Origin of the sequence: Streptomyces xanthophaeus, from assembly GCF_030440515.1 — a bacterium.
GTDB lineage: Bacteria > Actinomycetota > Actinomycetes > Streptomycetales > Streptomycetaceae > Streptomyces > Streptomyces kutzneri.
In genome coordinates, this window is sequence record NZ_CP076543.1 from 5,746,182 (window position 1) to 5,767,522 (window position 21,341).

At 70.6% G+C, this 21,341-nt stretch carries 12 protein-coding genes; 7 read left to right on the forward strand and 5 right to left on the reverse strand.

Annotated features, from left to right (window positions below):
- Positions 1 to 47: 47 nt before the first annotated feature.
- The gene (locus tag KO717_RS25590; RefSeq protein WP_301371573.1) at positions 48 to 1,079 is read right to left on the reverse strand and encodes a LacI family DNA-binding transcriptional regulator; all 1,032 of its coding nucleotides are present in this window, start codon (positions 1,077 to 1,079) and stop codon (positions 48 to 50) included.
- Between the two features lie 26 nt (positions 1,080 to 1,105).
- Entirely contained in the window at positions 1,106 to 2,899 is a 1,794-nt protein-coding gene (locus KO717_RS25595; protein ID WP_301371574.1) for a glycoside hydrolase family 13 protein, read from the reverse strand.
- A 222-nt stretch (positions 2,900 to 3,121) separates the two neighbouring features.
- Between KO717_RS25595 and KO717_RS25600 the strand changes: the two genes are divergently transcribed.
- The 5 genes from KO717_RS25600 to KO717_RS25620 are packed head-to-tail and all read left to right on the forward strand — an operon-like array spanning position 3,122 to position 9,078.
- Complete coding sequence (locus tag KO717_RS25600) at positions 3,122 to 4,396, forward strand: extracellular solute-binding protein (RefSeq protein WP_301371575.1); 1,275 nt, start codon at positions 3,122 to 3,124, stop codon at positions 4,394 to 4,396.
- Between the two features lie 7 nt (positions 4,397 to 4,403).
- Positions 4,404 to 5,465, forward strand: a complete 1,062-nt coding sequence (locus tag KO717_RS25605; RefSeq protein ID WP_301371576.1) for a carbohydrate ABC transporter permease — start codon at positions 4,404 to 4,406, stop codon at positions 5,463 to 5,465.
- 2 nt (positions 5,466 to 5,467) lie between these two features.
- Complete coding sequence (locus KO717_RS25610) at positions 5,468 to 6,379, forward strand: sugar ABC transporter permease (protein WP_437184576.1); 912 nt, start codon at positions 5,468 to 5,470, stop codon at positions 6,377 to 6,379.
- Positions 6,380 to 6,430: 51 nt separating this feature from the next.
- A complete protein-coding gene (locus KO717_RS25615; RefSeq protein ID WP_301371578.1) occupies positions 6,431 to 8,080 on the forward strand; it encodes a glycoside hydrolase family 13 protein in 1,650 nt (549 codons plus the stop codon).
- Positions 8,077 to 9,078 (forward strand): LacI family DNA-binding transcriptional regulator, encoded by a 1,002-nt coding sequence (locus KO717_RS25620; protein ID WP_301371579.1) that lies wholly within the window; start codon positions 8,077 to 8,079, stop codon positions 9,076 to 9,078. The genes KO717_RS25615 and KO717_RS25620 overlap by 4 nt, the downstream gene beginning before the upstream one ends.
- Before the next feature lie 1,225 nt (positions 9,079 to 10,303).
- On the opposite strand, the gene KO717_RS25625 is transcribed toward KO717_RS25620, so the two are convergent.
- Entirely contained in the window at positions 10,304 to 11,095 is a 792-nt protein-coding gene (locus KO717_RS25625) for a hypothetical protein (protein ID WP_301371580.1), read from the reverse strand.
- Between the two features lie 73 nt (positions 11,096 to 11,168).
- Positions 11,169 to 13,088: a multicopper oxidase family protein gene (locus KO717_RS25630; RefSeq protein WP_301371581.1), complete on the reverse strand. Its 1,920-nt coding sequence runs from the start codon at positions 13,086 to 13,088 to the stop codon at positions 11,169 to 11,171.
- Positions 13,089 to 13,572: 484 nt separating this feature from the next.
- Between KO717_RS25630 and KO717_RS25635 the strand changes: the two genes are divergently transcribed.
- Both KO717_RS25635 and pulA read left to right on the forward strand, forming a co-directional pair.
- On the forward strand, positions 13,573 to 15,285 hold the full coding sequence (locus KO717_RS25635) for a carbohydrate-binding module family 20 domain-containing protein (protein ID WP_301371582.1): 1,713 nt from the start codon (positions 13,573 to 13,575) through the stop codon (positions 15,283 to 15,285).
- A 94-nt stretch (positions 15,286 to 15,379) separates the two neighbouring features.
- Complete coding sequence (pulA, locus tag KO717_RS25640) at positions 15,380 to 20,731, forward strand: pullulanase-type alpha-1,6-glucosidase (protein ID WP_437184577.1); 5,352 nt, start codon at positions 15,380 to 15,382, stop codon at positions 20,729 to 20,731.
- Here the strand turns inward: pulA and KO717_RS25645 are convergent.
- Positions 20,718 to 21,254: a GNAT family N-acetyltransferase gene (locus KO717_RS25645; RefSeq protein WP_229875165.1), complete on the reverse strand. Its 537-nt coding sequence runs from the start codon at positions 21,252 to 21,254 to the stop codon at positions 20,718 to 20,720. The two genes, pulA and KO717_RS25645, sit on opposite strands and share 14 nt — an antisense overlap.
- Between the last annotated feature and the right edge of the window lie 87 nt (positions 21,255 to 21,341).

Sequence of the window (21,341 nt, forward strand, 5' to 3'; positions counted from 1 at the left end):
GACCGGACCGGCGTCACCCCGGCAAGGACACGTCCTCCGGGTACGGCTCAGTCCCGGCGGCGCTGGCCCGGGCCGGAGGCCGTGGAGCCGCGCACCACCAGTTCGGGCAGGAACACGAACTCGCTGTGCGGGGCCGGCGTACCGCCGATCTCCTCCAGCAGGGTCCGGACCGCCGCCTGCCCCATCGCCTGCACGGGCTGGCGGATGGTCGTCAGCGGCGGGTCGGTGAACGCTATGAGCGGGGAGTCGTCGAAGCCGACCACCGACACGTCCTGCGGCACCCTCAGCCCCTGCTGCCGGGCCGCCCGGATCGCGCCGAGCGCCATCATGTCGCTCGCGCACACCACCGCCGTGCAGCCGCGCGAGATCAGCGCGGCCGCGGCGGCCTGGCCGCCCTCCAGCGAGTAGAGGGAGTGCTGGATCAGCTCCTCGATCTCGGCCTCGCCGAGTCCGAGCCGCTCCTTCATCCCGAGGCGGAAGCCTTCGATCTTGCGCAGGACCGGCACGAAGCGCTTCGGTCCGACCGCGAGCCCGATGCGGGTGTGCCCGAGCGCGGCGAGGTGGGTGACGGCGAGCTGCATCGCGGCCCGGTCGTCGGGGGAGACGAAGGGGGCCTGCACCTTCTCGGAGAACCCGTTGATCAGGACGTACGGGACGCCCTGTCCGCGGAGTTGGTCGTAGCGGCCCATGTCGGCCGTCGTGTCGGCGTGCAGGCCGGAGACGAAGATGATCCCGGAGACCCCGCGGTCGACCAGCATCTCGGTCAGCTCGTCCTCGGTGGACCCGCCGGGCGTCTGTGTGGCCAGCACCGGCGTGTACCCCTGCCGCGTGAGGGCCTGGCCGATGACCTGGGCGAGCGCCGGGAAGATCGGATTGTCCAGTTCGGGAGTTATCAGACCGACGAGCCCCGCACTGCGCTGGCGCAGCTTCACGGGCCGCTCGTAGCCGAGTACGTCGAGGGCGGCCAGCACGGATTCGCGGGTGCCTGCGGCCACACCGGGCTTGCCGTTGAGCACGCGGCTGACTGTGGCTTCGCTGACCCCCGCCTGGGCTGCGATGTCGGCTAGCCGTGCGGTCACGGGATTGGACTGTACCGGTCGGACGTTCACAATGACCACCACGTGCACGAATCCGGGGGAAGCCGGACGGTGCGGCCGTCCGTCTCCACCGGGGCGCTGGAGAGTACGGGACGCCCGGGCGCGGGAAGTTCGACCGGGCCGGGGCGGCTGTTGAGGGTGCAGGCGAAACCGGGGCGGGTGAAGAGGAGCACGCCCTCGGGGGCGGACTGCCAGCGCATTCCGCATGCGTACGGGCTGAACGGGGCGTCGGCCGAGGCGTCGCCCCCCGCGCCCGCGCCCGCCCCGGTCCCCGCCTCCGGCGCGCCCAGCCCCGGCATCGCCCGGCGCAGTTCCAGGGCGGCGCGGTAGAGCTCCAGCGTGGAGTGCGGGTCGCCGGTCTGCGCGGCGACGCTCAGGCCGCCCCAGCCGGCGGGCTGCGGAAGCCAGCTGCCGGCCGGCCCGAAGCCGTACGGGGGCTCCGCGCCGGACCAGGGGAGCGGCACCCGGCACCCGTCGCGCAGCCCGTCCTGTCCCTCCGGCTCGGGGGCGGTCGCGGTCGCGGAACCGGGGGCAGGGGTCCCGGCCCCGTCGGCCTCCCCCTCCGACCGCGCCGGCCCGTCCGTGTCCCACAGCTGACGGCGCCCGCGGCGGAAGGCCGGGTCCTGGCGGACCCGGTCCGGGAGGTCCGCGACCTCCGGGAGTCCGAGCTCCTCGCCCTGGTAGAGGTACGCCGACCCGGGCAGGGCCAGCATCAGCAGGGCGGCGGCCCGGGCCCGGGCCAGGCCGCGGGCCCCGCCGCCGTAGCGCGTCACATGGCGTACGACGTCGTGGTTGGACAGCACCCAGGTGGTCGGGGCGCCGACGGCGGTGGTCGCGGCCAGGGACTCGTCGATGACGGTGCGCATCGCGGCGGGGTCCCACGGGCAGTTGAGGAAGCGGAAGTTGAAGGCCTGGTGCAGTTCGTCGGGGCGCACGTACAGGGCGAGCCGCTCCGAGGTGGGCGCCCAGGCCTCGGCGACCCCGATGCGCCCGCCCCCGTAGGAGTCGAGGAGGCGGCGCCAGGAGCGGTGGATCTCGTGGACCCCGTCCTGGTCGAAGAAGGGGAGCGGCTCGGTGCCGATGAGGGTGGCCTGGGCGCCGCGGCCGATGTCCGGCAGGCCCGGGGCCTTGACCATGCCGTGGGCGACGTCGATGCGGAAGCCGTCGATGCCGAGGTCGAGCCAGAAGCGCAGCACGGAGGCGAATTCCGCGGCGACCTCGGGGTGGTCCCAGTCGAGGTCGGGCTGCTCGGGGGCGAAGAGGTGCAGGTACCAGTCGCCGTCCGGGACGCGGGTCCAGGCCGGGCCGCCGAAGATCGACTCCCAGTCGTTCGGGGGCTCGGCGCCGCCCGGCCCCCGCCCGGGGCGGAAGTGGTAGCGCTCGCGGGCCCCCGGCTCACCGGTGAGGGCCGCGCGGAACCACGGGTGCTGCTCGGAGGTGTGGTTCGGCACCACGTCCACGATGACCCGCAGCCCCAGCGCGTGCGCGGCCCGGACCAGCTCGTCGGCGTCGGAGAGGTCCCCGAAGAGGGGGTCGACGGCCCGGTAGTCGGCGACGTCGTAGCCGCCGTCCGCCTGCGGGGAGACGTAGAAGGGGGTGAGCCACACGGCGTCGACCCCGAGGCGGGCGAGGTGGGGGAGGCGGGAGCGGACCCCGCGGAGGTCGCCGATGCCGTCTCCGTCGCTGTCGGCGAAGGAGCGCACGTACACCTGGTAGATGACGGCATCGCGCCACCAGCCACCGCTCGCGGTCGCGTTGCTGGAAGAGCTTGCAAGCTGGACGGCCGTCGAGTCGTGGGTCATATCGGGGTCAACGCGGGTACATGCCCCCTGGTTGCGGGCCCAGGCAGTCGAAGGTGACTCGAACTAACAGCAAGCTGCGGCAACCGTACGGACACACGGATGTAACGATCGCCTCCGCTTGCAGAAAGTTTGCGCAAGGTCTTTCGGTCCTCTTTCAGTCTTGTTACGTTCCTGGCAACTCGGGACCGCGAGGGCGCGGCCGGGATCATCGAAGGAGTTCATATGCGGCGTGGCATAGCGGCCACCGCGCTGGTCGCGACCCTGGCGCTCGCGGCAACGGCTTGCGGTGGGGACGACAAGGACGCGGCCGACGGCACCAAGGCAGGCGGCGAGCTTTCCGGCACGGTCACGTGGTGGGACACCTCGAACGACGCCGAGAAGGCCAGCTTCCAGAAGATCGCCGAGGCGTTCACCGCGAAGCACCCGAAGGTGACCGTCAAGTACGTCAACGTCCCGTACGGCGACGCGCAGAACAAGGTCAAGAACGCCTTCAGCAGCGGCTCCGACGCGCCTGACGTCATCCGCGCCGACGTCGGCTGGGTCGCGGACTTCGCCTCGCTCGGTTACCTCGACGAGGTCCCGGCCGAGACGGCGAAGAAGGTCGACGCCGAGTTCCTCCCGCAGGCAGCGGCCAGCGGCAAGTTCGAGGGCAAGACCTACGCCGTCCCGCAGGTCATCGACAGCCTCGGCCTCTTCTACAACAAGAAGATGCTCGCCGACGCCGGCGTCCAGCCCCCCAAGACGCTGGCGGAGCTGAAGACCGCCGCCGAGGCGATCAAGGCGAAGACCGGCAAGGCCGCTCTCTACCTGCGCGGCGACGACTCCTACTGGTTCCTCCCGCTGATCTACGGCGAGGGCGGCGACCTCGTCGACGCGAAGAACAAGACGGTCACCGTCGACAACGAGGCGGGCGTCAAGGCCTTCAAGACCGCCCGTGACCTGGTCAGCTCCGGCGCGGCGATCACCAACGCCACCGACGGCTACGCCAACATGCAGACGGCCTTCAAGACCGGCGAGGCCGCCATGATGATCAACGGTCCGTGGGCCGTCGCCGACACCTACGCCGGCGACCAGTTCAAGGACAAGGCCAACCTCGGCATCGCCGCCGTCCCGGCCGGCTCCGCCAAGGCCGGCGCCCCGCAGGGCGGCCACGACCTCGGCGTCTACGCCGGCTCCAAGAACACCGCCGCCGCGCACGCCTTCGTCGAGTACATGACCTCGCAGGAGGTCCAGGTGCAGTCGACCAAGGAGCTCAGCCTGCTCCCGACCCGGACCGCCGCCTACGAGCTGCCGGACGTCAAGGGCAACGAGATGGTCCAGTTCTTCAAGCCGGCCGTGGACAAGGCCGTCGAGCGGGCCTGGATCCCGGAGAACGGCTCCCTCTTCGAGCCGCTGAAGGTCGAATACACCAAGGCGATCACCGGGGCGTCGAGCCCGGAGGACGCGGCCAAGGCGGCCGGCATCGAGTTCCGCAAGATCCTCAAGGGCTGGAAGTAACGAAACCATGGCTGCTCACACCAGCCAGTCGGTGGCGAAGGCCGCGGGCGACGACGTCGAGAACGACGTCGCCGCCCGCGCCCGGAGCCGCAGGACTGACAGCGACAGCGGTAACCGCGGCGGTGCCCGTGGCGGAAAGGGCGCGTCCGGCCTCCGGCGCGCCGTCGGCACGCACTGGTACGCCTGGGCCATGGTCGCCCCGGTGGTGCTCGTCCTCGGCGTGATCATCGGCTGGCCGCTGGTCCGGGGCGTCTACCTGTCGCTGACCGACGCCACCGAGCGCAACGTCTCGCGCACCATCGGCGCCCGGCACATCGAGGCCACGTACGAGTTCGTCGGACTCGACAACTACGTGGCCGTGCTCAGCGACCCGGTGTTCCTGCAGCGGCTGGTGTGGACGGTGATGTGGACCGTCGCGTGCGTGTCCATCACCTTCACGCTCGGTCTGATCCTGGCCAACATGCTCAACCGGGACTTCCGGGGCCGCGCCGCCTACCGGATGGCGCTCATCCTGCCCTGGGCCGTCCCCGGCTTCGTCTCCGTCTTCGCCTGGCGGTTCCTCTTCAACCGCGACAACGGCATCCTCAACAAGATCCTCGACGGTGGCGGCATCGCCGCGATCCCGTGGCTCGACGACCCGACCTGGGCCAAGTTCTCGGTCGTCGCCGTCAACGTCTGGCTCGGCGTCCCCTTCATGATGGTCGCCCTGCTCGGCGGCCTGCAGTCGATCCCCGGCGAGCTCTACGAGGCCGCCGAGATGGACGGCGCCAGCGCCTGGCAGCGCTTCCGGCACATCACCCTGCCCGGACTGCGCGCGGTGAGCATGACGGTGATCCTGCTCTCCACCATCTGGACCTTCAACATGTTCCCGGTGATCTTCCTGCTCACCCGCGGCGGACCCGGCGACTCCACCGAGATCCTGGTGACCCAGGCCTTCCGCGAGGCGTTCGTGTCGAGCCCGCGCGACTTCGCCGGCTCGGCCACGTGGGGCGTCCTGATCCTCGCCCTGCTCATGATCTTCGCGCTGGTCTACCGGCGCTCGCTGCGCAAGCAGGGAGAGGTGTGGTGACCATGTCCACCGCGACCACCGCTCGTACGGTCACCACCGGCGAGGCGACCGCCGGCAAGGGGACCGCCGGCAAGGCGACCGCCCGTGCCCGGGGCAGCCGTTCCCCGCTCGCCTCCGTCGGCCTGCACGCCACCCTCGTCGTGGCGTCCGTGATCGCCGTCTTCCCGGTGCTGTGGATCGTGCTGACCTCGCTCAAGCCGGCCAAGCACGCGGTCACCACCGACTTCGTCAAGGAACCGACCCTCAGCAACTACACGAACCTGCTGGAACAGAGCCACTTCCTCAGCTGGTTCGCCAACTCCGTGCTGGTCGCCGGCGTCACCACCGTCCTCGGTGTCTTCATCGCCGCCACCACCGGATACGCGGTCAGCCGCTTCAAGTTCCCCGGCATGAAGCCGCTCATGTGGACCCTGCTCATCACGCAGATGTTCCCGATGGCGATCCTCATCGTCCCGCTCTACAACCTCATGGGCGACCTCGGCCTGCTCAACCAGCCGCTCGGCCTGATCATCACCTACCTCACCATCGCCGTGCCGTTCTGCGCATGGATGATGAAGGGCTTCTTCGACACCATCCCGGTGGAGATCGACGAATCCGGCCGGGTCGACGGACTCAACCCCTTCGGCACCTTCTGGCGCCTCATCCTGCCGCTCGCCAAGCCCGGCCTCGCCGTCACCGGCTTCTACGCCTTCATCACCGCCTGGGGCGAGGTCGCGTACGCCTCCGCCTTCATGGTCGGCGAGGAGAACCTCACCCTGGCCGGCGGACTGCAGACCTTCGTCACGCAGTACACCTCCAACTGGGGAGCCATGAGCGCCGCCTCGGTCCTCATCGCCATCCCCGCGGCGATCTTCTTCGTCTTCGCCCAGCGTCACCTCGTCGCCGGGATGACGGCAGGCGCCACCAAGGGCTGACCACCCGAGCCTGCCCCCTCTCACCCCCGGCCCGATCTCTCCAAGGACACCATGACCCAGCACCTCGCCGACGCGCTCCCCACCTCCACCGGCACGCAGCCCGGCTGGTGGAGAGAAGCGGTGATCTACCAGGTCTATCCGCGCAGCTTCGCCGACTCCAACGGGGACGGCATGGGGGACCTCGAAGGCATCCGCAGCCGCCTGCCCTACCTGAAGGAGCTGGGCGTCGACGCCGTCTGGCTCAGCCCCTTCTACGCCTCCCCGCAGGCCGACGCCGGCTACGACGTCGCCGACTACCGGGCCATCGACCCCATGTTCGGCACCCTGCACGACGCCGACGCCGTGATCCGCGAAGCCCACGAACTGGGCCTGCGCATCATCGTGGACCTCGTCCCGAACCACTGCTCCGACCAGCACGAATGGTTCAAGCAGGCCCTGCGCGAAGGCCCCGGCACCCCGCTGCGCGAGCGCTTCCACTTCCGCCCCGGACAGGGCGACAACGGGGAGCTGCCGCCCAACGACTGGGAGTCGATCTTCGGCGGTCCGGCGTGGACCCGCGTCGCGGACGGCGAGTGGTACCTGCACCTCTTCGCCCCCGAGCAGCCCGACTTCAACTGGGAACACCCCGCCGTACAGGACGAGTTCCGCTCCATCCTGCGCTTCTGGCTCGACCTCGGCGCCGACGGCTTCCGCGTCGACGTCGCCCACGGCCTGGTCAAGGCGCCCGGCCTGCCCGACCTCGGCGCCAAGGACCAGCTCAAGCTGCTCGGCAACGACGTCATGCCCTTCTTCGACCAGGACGGCGTCCACGAGATCTACCGCTCCTGGCGCCGGATCCTCGACGAGTACGAGGCGGACCGCGTCCTGGTCGCCGAGGCATGGACCCCGACCGTCGAGCGCACGGCCCTGTACGTCCGCCCCGACGAGATGCATCAGGCGTTCAACTTCCAGTACCTGACCAGTGACTGGGAGGCGACGGCGCTCCGCGAGGTCATCGACGGTTCGCTGGCCGCCATGCGCACCGTCGGCGCCCCCACCACCTGGGTGCTGTCCAACCACGACGTCACCCGGCACGCCACCCGCTTCGCCAACCCCGCCGGCCTCGGCACCCAGCTGCGCGAGCCCGGCGACCGCGAGCTGGGTCTGCGGCGGGCCCGCGCGGCGATCCTGCTGATGCTGGCACTGCCCGGTTCGGCGTACGTCTACCAGGGCGAGGAGCTCGGCCTGCCCGACGTCACCGACCTGCCGGACGAGGTCCGCCAGGACCCGTCGTTCTCCCGTGCGGCGGGCCAGGACGGCTTCCGCGACGGCTGCCGGGTCCCCATCCCCTGGTCGGGGACCGAGGCCCCGTACGGCTTCGGCACCGGCGGCAGCTGGCTCCCGCAGCCGGACTCCTGGGCGGATCTGAGCGTGGAGGCGCAGACCGGCGACCCGTCCTCCACCCTGGAGCTGTACCGGGCCGCCCTGCGGCTGCGCCGCGAGCACCCGGACCTGGGCGCGGGCGAGTCGGTGGACTGGCAGGAGGCTCCCGAGGGCGTCCTGGTCTTCCGCCGGGGGGACTTCCTCTGCACCGCGAACACCACCGGCACGGCGGTACGGTTCCCCGTCGAAGGCGAGGCCCTGCTGTCCAGCGGCGCGACGGTCGAGGACGGCGTGCTGCCGGCCGACACCACGGTGTGGTGGCAGGTGACGTCGGGGTGACCTCCCCCCTCCGGCTGACGGACATCGCCGCGCAGGCCGCGGTCAGCGAGGCGACCGTCAGCCGCGTGCTCAACGGCAAACCGGGCGTGGCGGCCGGCACCCGGCACAAGGTGCTGGCCGCGCTCGACCTGCTGGGCTACGAGCGTCCCGTACGACTCAAACGACGCAGCAACGGGCTGGTCGGGCTGCTCATCCCGGAGCTCACCAACCCGATCTTCCCGGCGTTCGCGCAGGTCATAGAGCAGGCGCTGGCCGGGCACGGCTACACGCCGGTGCTGTGCACGCAGACCCCGGGCGGGGCCACCGAGGACGAACTGGTGGAACAGCTGGAGGAGCGCGGGGTCACCGGGATCGTCTTCCTGTCGGGCCTGCACGCCGACGCCCACGCCGACCCCGCGCGCTACCAGCGACTGGCGGCGCGCGGGCTTCCGTTCGTCCTGATCAACGGCTTCAACGAGCAGGTGAACGCCCCGTTCATCTCCCCGGACGACCGGGCGGCGGCGGACATGGCCGTACGGCACCTGCAGGACCTGGGGCACCGCAGGATCGGGCTCGCGATCGGGCCGACGCGCTACGTGCCGTCGGCCCGCAAGGAGCAGGGATTCCTCGCGGCAGTGCCGACGGCGGAGGCGGACGGGCTGATCCAGCGCACGCTCTTCACGGTGGAGGGCGGACACGCGGCGGGCATGGCCCTGCTGGACCGCGGCTGCACGGGCATCGTGTGCGGCAGCGACCCGATGGCACTCGGCGTCATCCGGGCGGCGCGCGAGCGCGGGCTGCGGGTGCCGCAGGACGTGTCGGTGGTCGGCTTCGACGACTCACCGCTGATCGCGTTCACGGACCCGCCGCTGACGACGGTCCGCCAGCCGGTACGCGCGATGGCGACGGCGGCGGTGGGCGCCCTCCTGGAGGCGGTGTCGGGCACCCCGGTCCAGCGCACGGAGTACATCTTCCAGCCGGAACTGGTGGTGCGCGGCTCGACGGCCGAGGTGCCGTAGGCGTCTGGGCGGGGCGGGGGCTTCGGTGGGGCGGGGCATTCTCGGCCGGGTCGGGAGGGCGGGGCGGGGGCTTCGGTGGGCGGGAGCCACTCGACCGGAATCAGAGTGGCGTATGGGGTTTCCCGTCAGTCCCATCGTCCCTCCGTGTCGGGCCGGTCCCTCAAGGGCGCTCCTTCGTCGCGTCGCTTCGCGATGGCCTTCGGCCACCCTTGACCGACCGTCCCGCCCCGGAGAAACGAAAGACTGCCGGGAAGCCCCCAAAGGAACGGGCCGGGGGATCCTTTCAGGGACGGGGCGGCCAGAGAAGCGCGACCCGGTCGGGCGCGAAGAGCCACGTCCAAGAGGCGGGGCCCATCCAGGCCGGGGCCCGTGTCGGGGGAGGCGCGCCCGATCGCTACGCGCTCCTCATCTCTCAGCGTCGCCAGACCGTCTGAGGCTGGACATAGGCCGCCCACGGCCCCGGTCCCGAGCTCGCTGTGCGACCGACGACCGCCTGGGGCTGGACATAAGCCGCCCCAGATCGCTGCGCGCTTCTCCACGACCGCGACCGACGGCCGCCAGGGGCTGAGACCTCGGCTATTCCGTCGTAGAACCGGGTCAACGCGAGCATCACCCCCCAAGCTCATGAACAAATAGGGGCAATTGGGTCAAACGGTCGGCCTTCCTGACCGCCCATCTGCCCTGACCCGCATCCACGACGGAATAGCCGCTGTCCCAGCCCTCTTCACCCCAGTCAGCCGTCAGACGCCCTCTATGAGGGGCGCCTGTGGGTCGTGGGCGGCCTATGTCCGGCCCAGGACGGTCGTCGGACGCTGAGAGATGAGGAGCGCGTAGCGATTGGACGCGCTCCCCCGACGCGGGCCCTGGTCTGTGATGGGCCCCGCCTCCTGCTCGTCCCCCACGCCCTTCCGCCCGAAGGTCTCTGATGTGCCCGTCCTCATCCTTGATCCCCCGGCCCGTTCCTTTGGGGGCTTCCCGGCAGTCTTTCGTTTCTCCGGGGCGGGACGGTCGGTCAAGGGTGGAGCGCAGCGACATCGCGAAGCGACGCGACCGAAGGGAGCGCCCTTGAGGGAGCGGCCCGACACGGAGGGACGATGGGACTGACGGGAAACCCCCATACGCATCCCTGATTCCGGTCGAGTGGCTCCCGACTACCCACACCCCTGCCCCACCTCCCCGACCCCGCCCGAGCAGATCCCGCCCCGCCCCGAAGCCACCCCCCCCGCTACCCCCGAGTGAGGGTCCACCGCGTGCCGTCCGGGCCCCTGAGGTCGAGGACCGGGGCGGCCACTGTGCCGCCCGCCACGTAGAGCATGGCGCTGTTGGTGCCGGGGAGGCACGCGGTGGTCGCCGTGTCTTGGTGCAGCTGGGCCTTGACCGAGGTCGTCAACGGCGGGTTGTCCAGAGTCCAGGAGCCCTCCTCCGAGCACCCTTCCCGCTGCAGGGTGTACTGCCCGTCTCCGAGCCGGCTGTCGGTGAGGGTGAGGGTGACGTTGTCGCGGTCGGCGGTCCAGGTTCCGGTGAAGTCCACGTCCTCCATGTCCCCGCCCATGAACAGCGAGGCCACCAGTGCGACAGCGGCCAGGGCCGTCGCGGCCTTCCCGATGTCACCGCCGGGCATGGCGCCCGTTCCGGCGTCACCTTCCGGCGCGGACCGGGACGCACGCCGCAGGCTCACGAAGGCGCCTGTGGGGGCCGCGAGCAGCGCTATGGCGCACCCGGTGAACCAGTCCCCCATCCCCGACTCCATCAGCATCACCAAGACCGCCAGCGGCGCGATCGTGGAAGCGGCCGCCCACCAGGCCGCGCCGGATTGCCGGTGCGCCAGTGCGAGCACGAGGGCTATGGACGCCCCGAACCCGGCTATGAGCAGTACGCACATGGCGAGCAGGCCGCCGGAGTGGTCGGGTCTCAGGCTGGTGGGTTCGGCGAGTCCGAATCCCACCAGCAGTCCCACTGCCTCGATGCCGAGCGCCCACCACAGCGCGATGTCCGGCCGGTGTTGTGTCCCGTCCATGCGGCCCCCCTGGTTTGAACAAGTTCAATTGTTGAGGGTGCAGGCTACCTGAGTGGCGGGGCGATCGATGCCGTCAGTGGCCGTGGCCGCCGCCGTGGCCGCCGCCCTCGTCGACGGGGAGGGGTGCCTCGGGGTCGACGATCGTGAACGGGCGCATCAGGTCGTCGTCCTCGTGTTCGAGGAGGTGGCAGTGGTGGACGTACGTCGCCGGGAGCTCGGTTCCGCTGTTCGCGATCCCTGCGATCGGTTCCATCGGCGGGCTCCACGGATCGGTGATGATTCTGGTCACCGTCTCCGGATAGGACTTGACGGTGTCCTTGTAGGAGAGGGCTTCGTCCGGGTCCGGCGGGATCGGCGGGCCGGTGAAGTAGTTCGCCAGCACCGGCTTGTCCGTCGCTTTCCGGCCACCGTCGATCCACTTCTCGTAGTCCGCCTGGTAGGCGGCCGCGTCGATCGGCTGCCTGTTCAGGACTTGGAAGTTGACGAGGTGGACGTGCATCGGGTGCGCGTCGTGGTTGGGATTCACGTACTCCCAGATTTCCTTCGCCCCCGCCTTGATGAAGTCCTGGGACGGCTCCATGAAGGGAACCGCGTTGAACGTCATGGTGCTGAAGAGCTTGTGCTGGTACACGACCCATTCCCGCCGGTTGATCTCCGGTTCCGGCTCGATGGGTGCGACCGCCGGCAGCTTCAGTTTCCTGGGCGGCGTCGTCCTGTCCGCACCGGACAGCGGCTTGGTGACCTGGAACTGCATGACTTCCGAGATTTCCGGTCCCTGGCCGGGGACGCCCGGGTAGTGCACCGGTGCGTGGTAGTTCGTCAGTGTGAACTTCGAGCCCATGGGCATCCCGCTGAAGTCGACGATCAGGTCGTACCGTTCGGCCGGCCCGATCAGGAAATTCAGCATTTGCAGCGGGGCGCGGAATCCGCCGTCGGTGCCGATCAGCCAGAACGGAAGATTGGGCTGGAGTACCACGTCCCTGGGAGGGTCGATCCTCAGCCGCCAGAAGCGCTCGTTCGAGGCGTTGAGGATCCGCAGCCGGTAGCGCCGCGGCTCGACGGCCAGGAAGGGGTACGCCTTGCCGTTGACGACCGGGGTGTCCTCGCCCTCCTGCTGGGTCATCGTGTAGGCGAGTCTGCCGTCCGGGTGGAAGGTCCGGTCCTGCAGGATGAGGGGGACCTCGAACTCGCCCTGCGGAAGCCCGAGCCGCTCGTCGGCGGGGTCGCGGATGAGGTACAGGCCGGCGAGGCCCGCGTAGACGTTGACGCTGGTCATCCCCATGCCGTGATCGTGGTACCAGAGCATGGACGAGCGCTCGTGGTTGGTGTACGCGCAGATCGCTTCGTTGCGTTTGACGCGGTCCGGTTCCAGCGTGGTGTAGGACTCGGCATGGATGCCGTCCGGGCTGAACGAATGCAGGGGCATTCCGTCGGACTGCGGTGGTGTGAAACCGCCGTGCTGGTGCACGACGTTCCATACGTTGACGTTCTCGGGAAAAGGCGGCTCGCTCGTGTAGGGAGGCGGGGCGATCGGGGCGAGCTGGGGGTCCCCGCTGCGAATCGCGTCGATCACGAACTGGAAGAGGTGGGTGGTCGGCAGCTTGTTGCGGTACTTGATGACCGTCGGCTGGTCCTTGATGACACTGATGGTCGGCCCGAGATAGCCCATGCCGATCGGCTGGTGACGATCGCGAGGGTTCCTGGCCCAGTAGCCCCATACGTCGGCCGGCCCGAGGTCCCGGTGGAATTGCCAGGTCCCCGGCCGCATCGTGAACTCGTAGTAGTCGGCGCCCGGATAGGCGGAGGTGTCAGGGACGGCCGTCTCCGGCGTGGGCAGTGGGTCGACGAACTTCTCCAGCGGAGGAGTCTTCGGGATCGGGGCGTCCGACGGTGCCGGTTCGTGACCGTGATGATGTCCGGGGCCGGGATCCGCGTGTGCCTGCCCCTGACCGCTCCCCGAGAGGACGGCCGCACCCCCGGCGGCCCCGGCCATGAGGAAATTCCTTCGCCCGACCATCGTCTTCAGCCTTCCGTCGACGCCGTGTGTCCTTGAAGGCATATCGCGCTGGTTCGGGGGTGTGGTCGCCGCGCGCCGGTCCGGATGGAGAAGCGCCCATTCAGCAGTAATTGGGCAGGAATTGATATCGAGTTATTGTCGCCGGTCCCAAAATATCCCGCCCGGTGCGACCGGATGTTTTCATCCCGTGCGGAATGCACCCCGGGTGTTGCGGGCCGCGGGTGAGGTCGGCCCTGGGGCCGGGTCCGTCCGGCAGGTGCCCGTACCCGGAGAGGGGAGGGCGTCGCGGCCGTGTCCCGGGGGGTGAACTCGCTCTTCCGGGGCCGGAGTCCGGGGGTGCCGGGCAGCAGGACACGCCTCGGAAACAATTCTGCAATCTCTTGCGCAAACTCTTGCAGGGCTCCTACCTGGCCCCTACGGTCGCTCCAATCCCCACCTCTTCCGCCAGGAGGCCCCCCGCATGCCTGCCAGAGCCGTCAGAGCTGCAACCTTTTGCGCCACCACCGCACTTGCCGCGGCCACCCTCACGGGCCTCGGGCCGCAGGCCGCCGCCGCGCCGCCCGGGGAGAAGGACGTCACCGCGGTCCTGTTCGAGTGGCGCTTCGACTCCGTCGCCAAGGCCTGCACCGATTCCCTCGGGCCCGCCGGGTACGGGTACGTGCAGGTGTCGCCGCCGCAGGAGCACGTGCAGGGCGGGCAGTGGTGGACCTCGTACCAGCCCGTCAGCTACAAGATCGCCGGGCGGCTCGGGGACCGGGCCGCCTTCAAGGCCATGGTCGACACCTGTCACGCCGCGGGCGTCAAGGTCGTCGCCGACTCCGTCATCAACCACATGGCCGGACCGGCCGACGCCGGCGCCACCTTCACGGGCACGGGCGGTACTTCGTACACGAAGTACAACTACCCGGGCCTCTTCTCCGGCGCCGACATGGACGACTGTCGGGCGAGCATCTCGAACTACCAGGACCGGGGCAACGTCCAGAACTGCGAGCTCGTGCAGCTCGCCGACCTGGACACCGGTGAGGACTACGTGCGCGGGCGCATCGCCGGGTACCTGAACGACCTGCTGTCGCTGGGCGTGGACGGCCTCCGGATCGACGCCGCCAAGCACATGCCCGCCGCGGACCTTGCCAACATCAAGTCCCGCCTCACCAACCCCGGCGTGTACTGGAAGCAGGAGGCGATATACGGGGCCGGGGAGGCCGTCTCGCCGAGCGAGTACCTGGGGAACGGGGACGTGCAGGAGTTCCGGTACGCCCGGGACCTCAAGCGGGTCTTCCAGAGCGAGAACCTCGCCTACCTGAAGAACTTCGGCGAGGCCTGGGGGTACATGCCCAGCGGGCAGGCCGGCGTCTTCGTCGACAACCACGACACCGAGCGGGGCGGCGACACCCTCAACTACAAGGACGGGTCCGCCTACACGCTGGCCAGTGTCTTCGCGCTGGCCTGGCCGTACGGCTCGCCCGACGTGCACTCCGGCTACGAGTGGACCGACAAGGACGCCGGTCCGCCCGCCGGAGGTGCGGTGAGCGCCTGCTACGCCGACGGCTGGAAGTGCCAGCACGCCTGGCGGGAGATCTCCTCCATGGTCGGCTTCCGCAACGCCGCCCGCGGGCAGTCCGTCGGCAACTGGTGGGACAACGGCGGTGACCAGATCGCCTTCGGGCGGGGCACCAAGGCGTACGTGGTGATCAACCACGAGGGTTCCGCCCTGACCCGGACCTTCCAGACCTCGCTGCCGGGCGGCGACTACTGCGACGTGCAGAGCGGACGGACGGTCACCGTCGGCTCGGGCGGGCAGTTCACCACCACCGTCGCCGCCGGGACGGCTCTCGCCCTGCACGCCGGGGCCCGTACCTGCTCCGGCACCCCGGCGGGCTCCGCCGGGGCCTCCTTCGGCGTCAACGCCACCACCGTTCCCGGGCAGAACATCTACGTCACCGGTGACCGCGCCGAGCTCGGCAGCTGGAACACCGGTGGCGCGCTGAAGCTCGACCCGGCCGCGTACCCGGTCTGGAAGCTCGACGTGACGCTCCCGGCCGGGACCGCGTTCTCGTACAAGTACCTCCGCAAGGACGCCGCCGGGAACGTCACCTGGGAGAGCGGAGCCAACCGCACCGCCACCGTCCCCGCGAGCGGCAAGGTCACGCTGGCCGACACCTGGCGCAGCTGAGCCGCCGCTCCACAGACCAGGGCCGCCCGGCACCTTCCTCCCTGCCAGGCCGGGCGGTCCTCATCCATGCGACACGTACACAAGGAGACCTGCCTTGATACGCCCTGCCGCAGGAGTGCTCGCCGCCGCCCTGGCCGTGACGCTCCTGCCCGCCCTCCCCGCCGCGGCCGCGACGAGCGGGCCGCCGCCCGCCCCGCCCTCGGACGCGAAACTGGCCGCCGAGCCGGCCCGCCACGACCTGACCCGGGAGCAGTTCTACTTCGTGCTCCCGGACCGGTTCGCGAACGGCGACCCGGGCAACGACCGGGGCGGTCTGACCGGCTCGCGCCTGGAGACCGGCCTGGACCCCACCGACAAGGGCTTCTACCAGGGCGGTGACCTCAAGGGGCTCACCGACCGGCTCGACTACATCAAGGGGCTCGGCACCACGGCCATCTGGCTCGCGCCGATCTTCAAGAACCAGCCGGTGCAGGGCAAGGGGGCCGATGTCTCGGCCGGCTATCACGGCTACTGGATCACCGACTTCACGCAGGTCGACCCGCACTTCGGCACCAACGCCGACCTGGAGCGGCTGATCGACAAGGCGCACGGGAAGGGGATGAAGGTCTTCTTCGACGTCATCACCAACCACACCGCCGATGTCGTGGACTACCGGGAGGCGTCGTACTCGTACCTGTCGAAGGGGGCGTTCCCCTATCTGACCAAGGACGGCGTGCCCTTCGAGGACAAGGACTACGCCGACGGGAAGGCGAAGTTCCCGAAGGTGGACGGCACGTCCTTCCCGAGGACGCCCTTCGTGCCCGATGCGAAGAAGAACCTCAAGGTGCCGGGCTGGCTCAACGACCCGACGATGTACCACAACCGAGGGGACTCCACCTTCGCGGGCGAGTCCTCCGACCAGGGCGACTTCGTCGGACTCGACGACCTGTGGACCGAGCGTCCCGAGGTCGTCAGCGGGATGGAGAAGATCTACGAGAAGTGGGTGCGGGACTTCCGGATCGACGGCTTCCGGATCGACACGGTCAAGCACGTCAACACCGAGTTCTGGACGCAGTGGGCGACCGCCCTCGACACCTACGCGGCCAAGCGCGGCCGTGACGACTTCTTCATGTTCGGCGAGGTCTACTCCGCCGACACCGCCGTCACCTCCCCGTACGTGACCCGCGGGAAGCTGGACGCCACCCTCGACTTCCCGCTCCAGGACGCGATCCGCGCGTACGCCTCCCAGGGCGCGGCGGCCGGCCGGCTGGCCTCCGTCCTCGGCGACGACTACCGGTACACCTCCGGCAAGGCCAATGCCTACGAGCAGGTGATCTTCCTCGGCAACCACGACATGGGCCGGTTCGCCACCTTCCTGAAGCAGGACCGGCCGGGCGCCGGGGAGCAGGAGCTGCTGGACCGCTACCGGCTGGCCAACGAGCTGATGTTCTTCTCCCGGGGCAATCCGGTGATCTACTCCGGTGACGAGCAGGGCTTCACGGGGGCCGGCGGCGACAAGGACGCCCGGCAGCCGCTGTTCGCCACGCAGGTCGCCGACTACCTGGACGACGACCAGCTCGGAACGGCGCGCACGCACGCGAGCGATGCCTACGATCCGGGACACCCGCTCTACCAGCAGATCAGTGCTCTCTCGAAGCTGACGAAGGCGCACCCGGCCCTCCGCGACGGCGTCCAGAGTGAACGTTTCGCCGACGGCTCCGTCTACGCCTTCGCCCGCACCGACACCAAGACCCGCACCGAGTACCTGGTCGCCGCCAACAACGGCGCCGCGTCCCGCACCGTCGAGATCGACGCCCCGGCCGGCTCCCAGTACCGCACCCTGTACGGCGGCACCGCGCTGATCCGCGCCTCGGCGGCCGGCAAGCTCACCGTGCCCGTCCCCGCCCTCGGCTCCGTGGTCCTCCAGGCCGTCGCGCCCGCCGCCAAGCCGGCCGTCAAGCCCGCCCTGACCCTGAAGGCCCCGGCCCCCGGCGCCACCGGCACCGTCGAGCTCTCCGCCGACGTCACCGGCGGGGCGCTCAACCGCGTGGTCTTCGCCGCCCAGACCGGCAACGAGAAGTGGCAGGTCCTCGGCACCGCCGACCACGCCCCCTACAAGGTCACCCAGCCCCTCGACGCCAAGACCCCGGCCGGCACCGCCCTGCGCTACAAGGCCGTCGTCGTCGACTCCGCCGGCCGCACCGCGAGCGCCCTCGCCGCCTCCGCCACCGGCCAGGCCCCGCCCACCGAGATCCCCACCGCCACCCAGCGCGACCACGCGGTCGTCCACTACAACCGCCCCGACGGCGACTACACGAACTGGCGGCTCTACGCCTGGGGCGACCTCGCCGACGGCGAAGCCACCCCCTGGCCCGCCGGCCACGACTTCACCGGCCGCGACGCCTACGGCGCCTTCGCGTACGTCAAGCTCAAGCCCGGCGCCTCCTCCGTCGGCTACCTCGTCATCGACAAGGACGGCAACAAGGACGTCGCCGCCGACCGCACCGTCGACGTGACGAAGACCGGCGAGATCTGGCTGGAGCAGGGCAAGGAGCCCGCCCGCACCGACCGCCCCGCCTACCCGCCGCAGGACCAGAACAAGGCCGTTCTGCACTACCAGCGCCCCGACCGCGCCTACGACGGCTGGGGCCTGCACGTCTGGACCGGAGCCGCGAACCCCACCGACTGGTCCAAGCCCCTCCTCCCCACCCGCACCGACTCCTACGGCGCGGTCTACGAGGTCCCGCTCGCGCCCGGCGCCACCAGCCTCAGCTACATCCTCCACAAGGGCGACGAGAAGGACCTCCCCACCGACCGGTCCCTGGACCTGAAGGCCACCGGCCACGAGGTGTGGATGCTGGGCGGCCAGGAGCAGTACCTCCTCCCGCAGCCCGCCGGCTCCGCCGCCGCCCTGGACCTCACCAAGTCCCAGGCCGTCTGGATCGACCGCGACACCCTCGCCTGGAACGCCCCCGCCACAGCCGCCTCCGTACAGCTCCTCGCCTCGCGCGAAGGCGCCGTCAAGGCCGAGAACGGCACCCTGACGGGCCGCGCCCAGTGGCTGCGGCTCGGCAAGGCCGAGCTCACCGCCGCCCAGAAGCAGAAGTTCCCGCACCTCGCCTCGTACGGCGCCTACACCGTCGACCCGCGCGACCGCGCACGGGTCCGCGAGGCCCTGCGCGGCCAGCTCGTCGCGAGCGCCCGCGCCGCGAACGGCGCGGTCCTCGCCGCCACCGGCGTACAGCTCGCCGGCGTCCTCGACGACCTGTACGCCACCACCACCTCCCTCGGCCCCGTCTTCCAGGACGGCCGCCCCACCCTCTCCGTCTGGGCCCCCACCGCCCAGCAGGTCTCCCTCGAACTCGACGGCCGTACGGTCGCCATGCGCCGCGACGACGCCACCGGCGTCTGGTCGGTGCGCGGCGAACGCAACTGGACCGGCAAGCCCTACCGCTACGACGTGAGCGTCTGGGCCCCGAGCACCCGCCAGGTGGTCCGCAACCTCGTCACCGACCCCTACTCCACCGCCCTCACCGCGGACTCCGTCCACAGCCTGGTCGTCGACCTGGCCGACCCGAAGCTCGCCCCGCCCGGCTGGAAGACCCTGCGCAAGCCCGCGCCCGTCCCCTTCACCTCCGCGCAGATCCAGGAGCTGCACATCCGCGACTTCTCCGTCGCGGACCGCACCACCACCCACCCCGGCCAGTACCTGGCCTTCACCGACACCGCTTCGGCGGGCATGCGGCACCTGCGCGACCTGGCCGCCGCCGGAACCTCCTACGTCCACCTCCTGCCGGCCTTCGACATCGGCACCATCCCGGAGAAGGCCGCCGACCGCACCGAGCCCGCCTGCGACCTCAAGGTGTACGCGCCGGACTCGCAGGAACAGCAGGCCTGCGTGGCCGCCGCGGCCGCGAAGGACGCGTACAACTGGGGCTACGACCCGCTGCACTACACCGTCCCCGAGGGCAGCTACGCGAGCGACCCGAACGGCACGGCCCGCACCGTCGAGTTCCGCAGGATGGTCCAGTCCCTCAACGGGTCAGGGCTGCGCACGGTGATGGACGTCGTCTACAACCACACCGTCTCCGCGGGCCAGTCGGACAAGTCCGTCCTCGACCGCATCGTCCCCGGCTACTACCAGCGCCTGCTGGCGGACGGCTCCGTCGCCACCTCCACCTGCTGCGCCAACACCGCCCCCGAGAACGCCATGATGGGGCGCCTGGTCGTCGACTCGATCGTCACCTGGGCGAAGGAGTACAAGGTCGACGGCTTCCGCTTCGACCTGATGGGCCACCACCCGAAGGCCAACATCCTGGCCGTCCGCACGGCCCTCGACGCCCTGACCCCCGCCAAGGACGGCGTCGACGGCAAGAAGATCGTCCTCTACGGGGAGGGCTGGAACTTCGGCGAGATCGCCGACGACGCCCGCTTCGTGCAGGCCACGCAGAAGAACATGGCCGGAACCGGCATCGCCACCTTCTCCGACCGGGCCCGTGACGCCGTCCGCGGCGGCGGCCCCTTCGACGAGGACCCGCGCGTCCAGGGCTTCGCGTCCGGGCTGTTCACCGCCCCGAACGCCTCGCCCGCCAACGGCACCGCCGAGCAGCAGAAGGCCCGCCTCCTGCACGCCCAGGACCTGATCAAGGTCGGGCTGTCCGGCAACCTCGCCTCGTACGCCTTCACCGACACCACCGGCCGCCGCATCAAGGGCTCCGAGCTGGACTACAACGGCGCCCCGGCCGGCTACGCGGCCGCCCCCGGCGACGCCCTCGCCTACGCCGACGCCCACGACAACGAATCCCTCGCCGACGCCCTGACCTACAAACTCCCGCCGGCCACGAGCAACGCGGACAAGGCCCGCATGCAGGTCCTGGCCATGGCCACGGCCACCCTCTCCCAGGGCCCGGCCCTCTCCCAGGCGGGCACCGACCTGCTCCGCTCCAAGTCCCTGGACCGCAACTCCTACGACAGCGGCGACTGGTTCAACGCCATCCACTGGAACTGCCAGGACGGCAACGGCTTCGGCCGCGGGCTGCCCCCGGCCGCCGACAACGCCTCGAAGTGGCTCCACGCGAAGCCGCTGCTGACGGGACCGGCGCCCACCTGCACCGACATGGGCGCCACCTCGGCCGCCTACCGCGACCTGCTGAGGATCCGCACCACCGAACCGGACTTCGCCCTCACCACGACCGAGGCGGTCCAGTCCCGGCTGGCCTTCCCCCTCTCGGGCAAGGACGAGACCCCGGGCGTGATCACCATGACCCTGGGCGACCTGGTGGTCGTCTTCAACGCGGCCCCCACCGCCCAGGCCCAGCGCGTCCCCGCCCTCGCCGGCACCGCCTACCGGCTGCACCCCGTCCAGGCCGCGGGCTCCGACGCCACCGTCAAGCAGTCCGCGTACGACGCGAAGACAGGAGAGTTCACCGTCCCCGCCCGCACCGTCTCGGTCTTCACACGGCGCTGAGCCGGTCCAGCCGCTTCTCCAGCAGGATCACCCCGTAGGTCCTGCCATCCTTCCCCTCCTTGTTGGGGAGCTCCCCGACCACCCGGTAGCCCGCACCCCGGTAGTACGCGAGCAGCCGGGGGTTGGTGGAGACGCAGTCCAGCCGCGCCCGTTCCCGGCCGGTCCGGGCGGTCCGGCGCTCGGCGTGTTCGAGCAGCCGCCGCCCGGCCCCCGCGGGGGCCACCTCGCGCGCCACCATCAGCCGGTGCACGTAGCCGGCCACGGGCGGCTGGACCCCCCAGGCGTCCTCGTCGGACCACCACAACTCGTAGGCCCCGCACACCCGCCCGTCGGCATCGCCGGCGAGCCAGACCTCTCCTTCGCGCATCCTCGACCGGAAGTGCGCGGCGTCCTTGTCGCCGGGCTTCCACTGATCGATCCCGTGCTTGCGCATCCACCGGGCAGCCTGGTCGTACAGCTGCACCAGCGTGCCGGCGTCCTTCTCCTCGGCAGGCCGGAACAGGATCTCGTCGTCAATGATCACGCGGGCATTATCGATGATCATGGGCGGCCGCCACACCCCGGATCCGGCGCGGATCCGGAGCGCCTTGCGCACCCGGCCCGGTACCCG

Excerpts from the sequence above, each read along its gene's own strand:
- KO717_RS25600 (WP_301371575.1), top strand. The coding sequence starts at position 3,122 with ATGCGGCGTGGCATAGCGGCCACCGCGCTGGTCGCGACCCTGGCGCTC.
- KO717_RS25595 (WP_301371574.1), bottom strand. The coding sequence starts at position 2,899 with ATGACCCACGACTCGACGGCCGTCCAGCTTGCAAGCTCTTCCAGCAAC.
- KO717_RS25605 (WP_301371576.1), top strand. The coding sequence starts at position 4,404 with ATGGCTGCTCACACCAGCCAGTCGGTGGCGAAGGCCGCGGGCGACGAC.
- KO717_RS25615 (WP_301371578.1), top strand. The coding sequence starts at position 6,431 with ATGACCCAGCACCTCGCCGACGCGCTCCCCACCTCCACCGGCACGCAG.
- KO717_RS25610 (WP_437184576.1), top strand. The coding sequence starts at position 5,468 with ATGTCCACCGCGACCACCGCTCGTACGGTCACCACCGGCGAGGCGACC.
- KO717_RS25625 (WP_301371580.1), bottom strand. The coding sequence starts at position 11,095 with ATGGACGGGACACAACACCGGCCGGACATCGCGCTGTGGTGGGCGCTC.
- KO717_RS25635 (WP_301371582.1), top strand. The coding sequence starts at position 13,573 with ATGCCTGCCAGAGCCGTCAGAGCTGCAACCTTTTGCGCCACCACCGCA.
- KO717_RS25630 (WP_301371581.1), bottom strand. The coding sequence starts at position 13,088 with ATGGCCGGGGCCGCCGGGGGTGCGGCCGTCCTCTCGGGGAGCGGTCAG.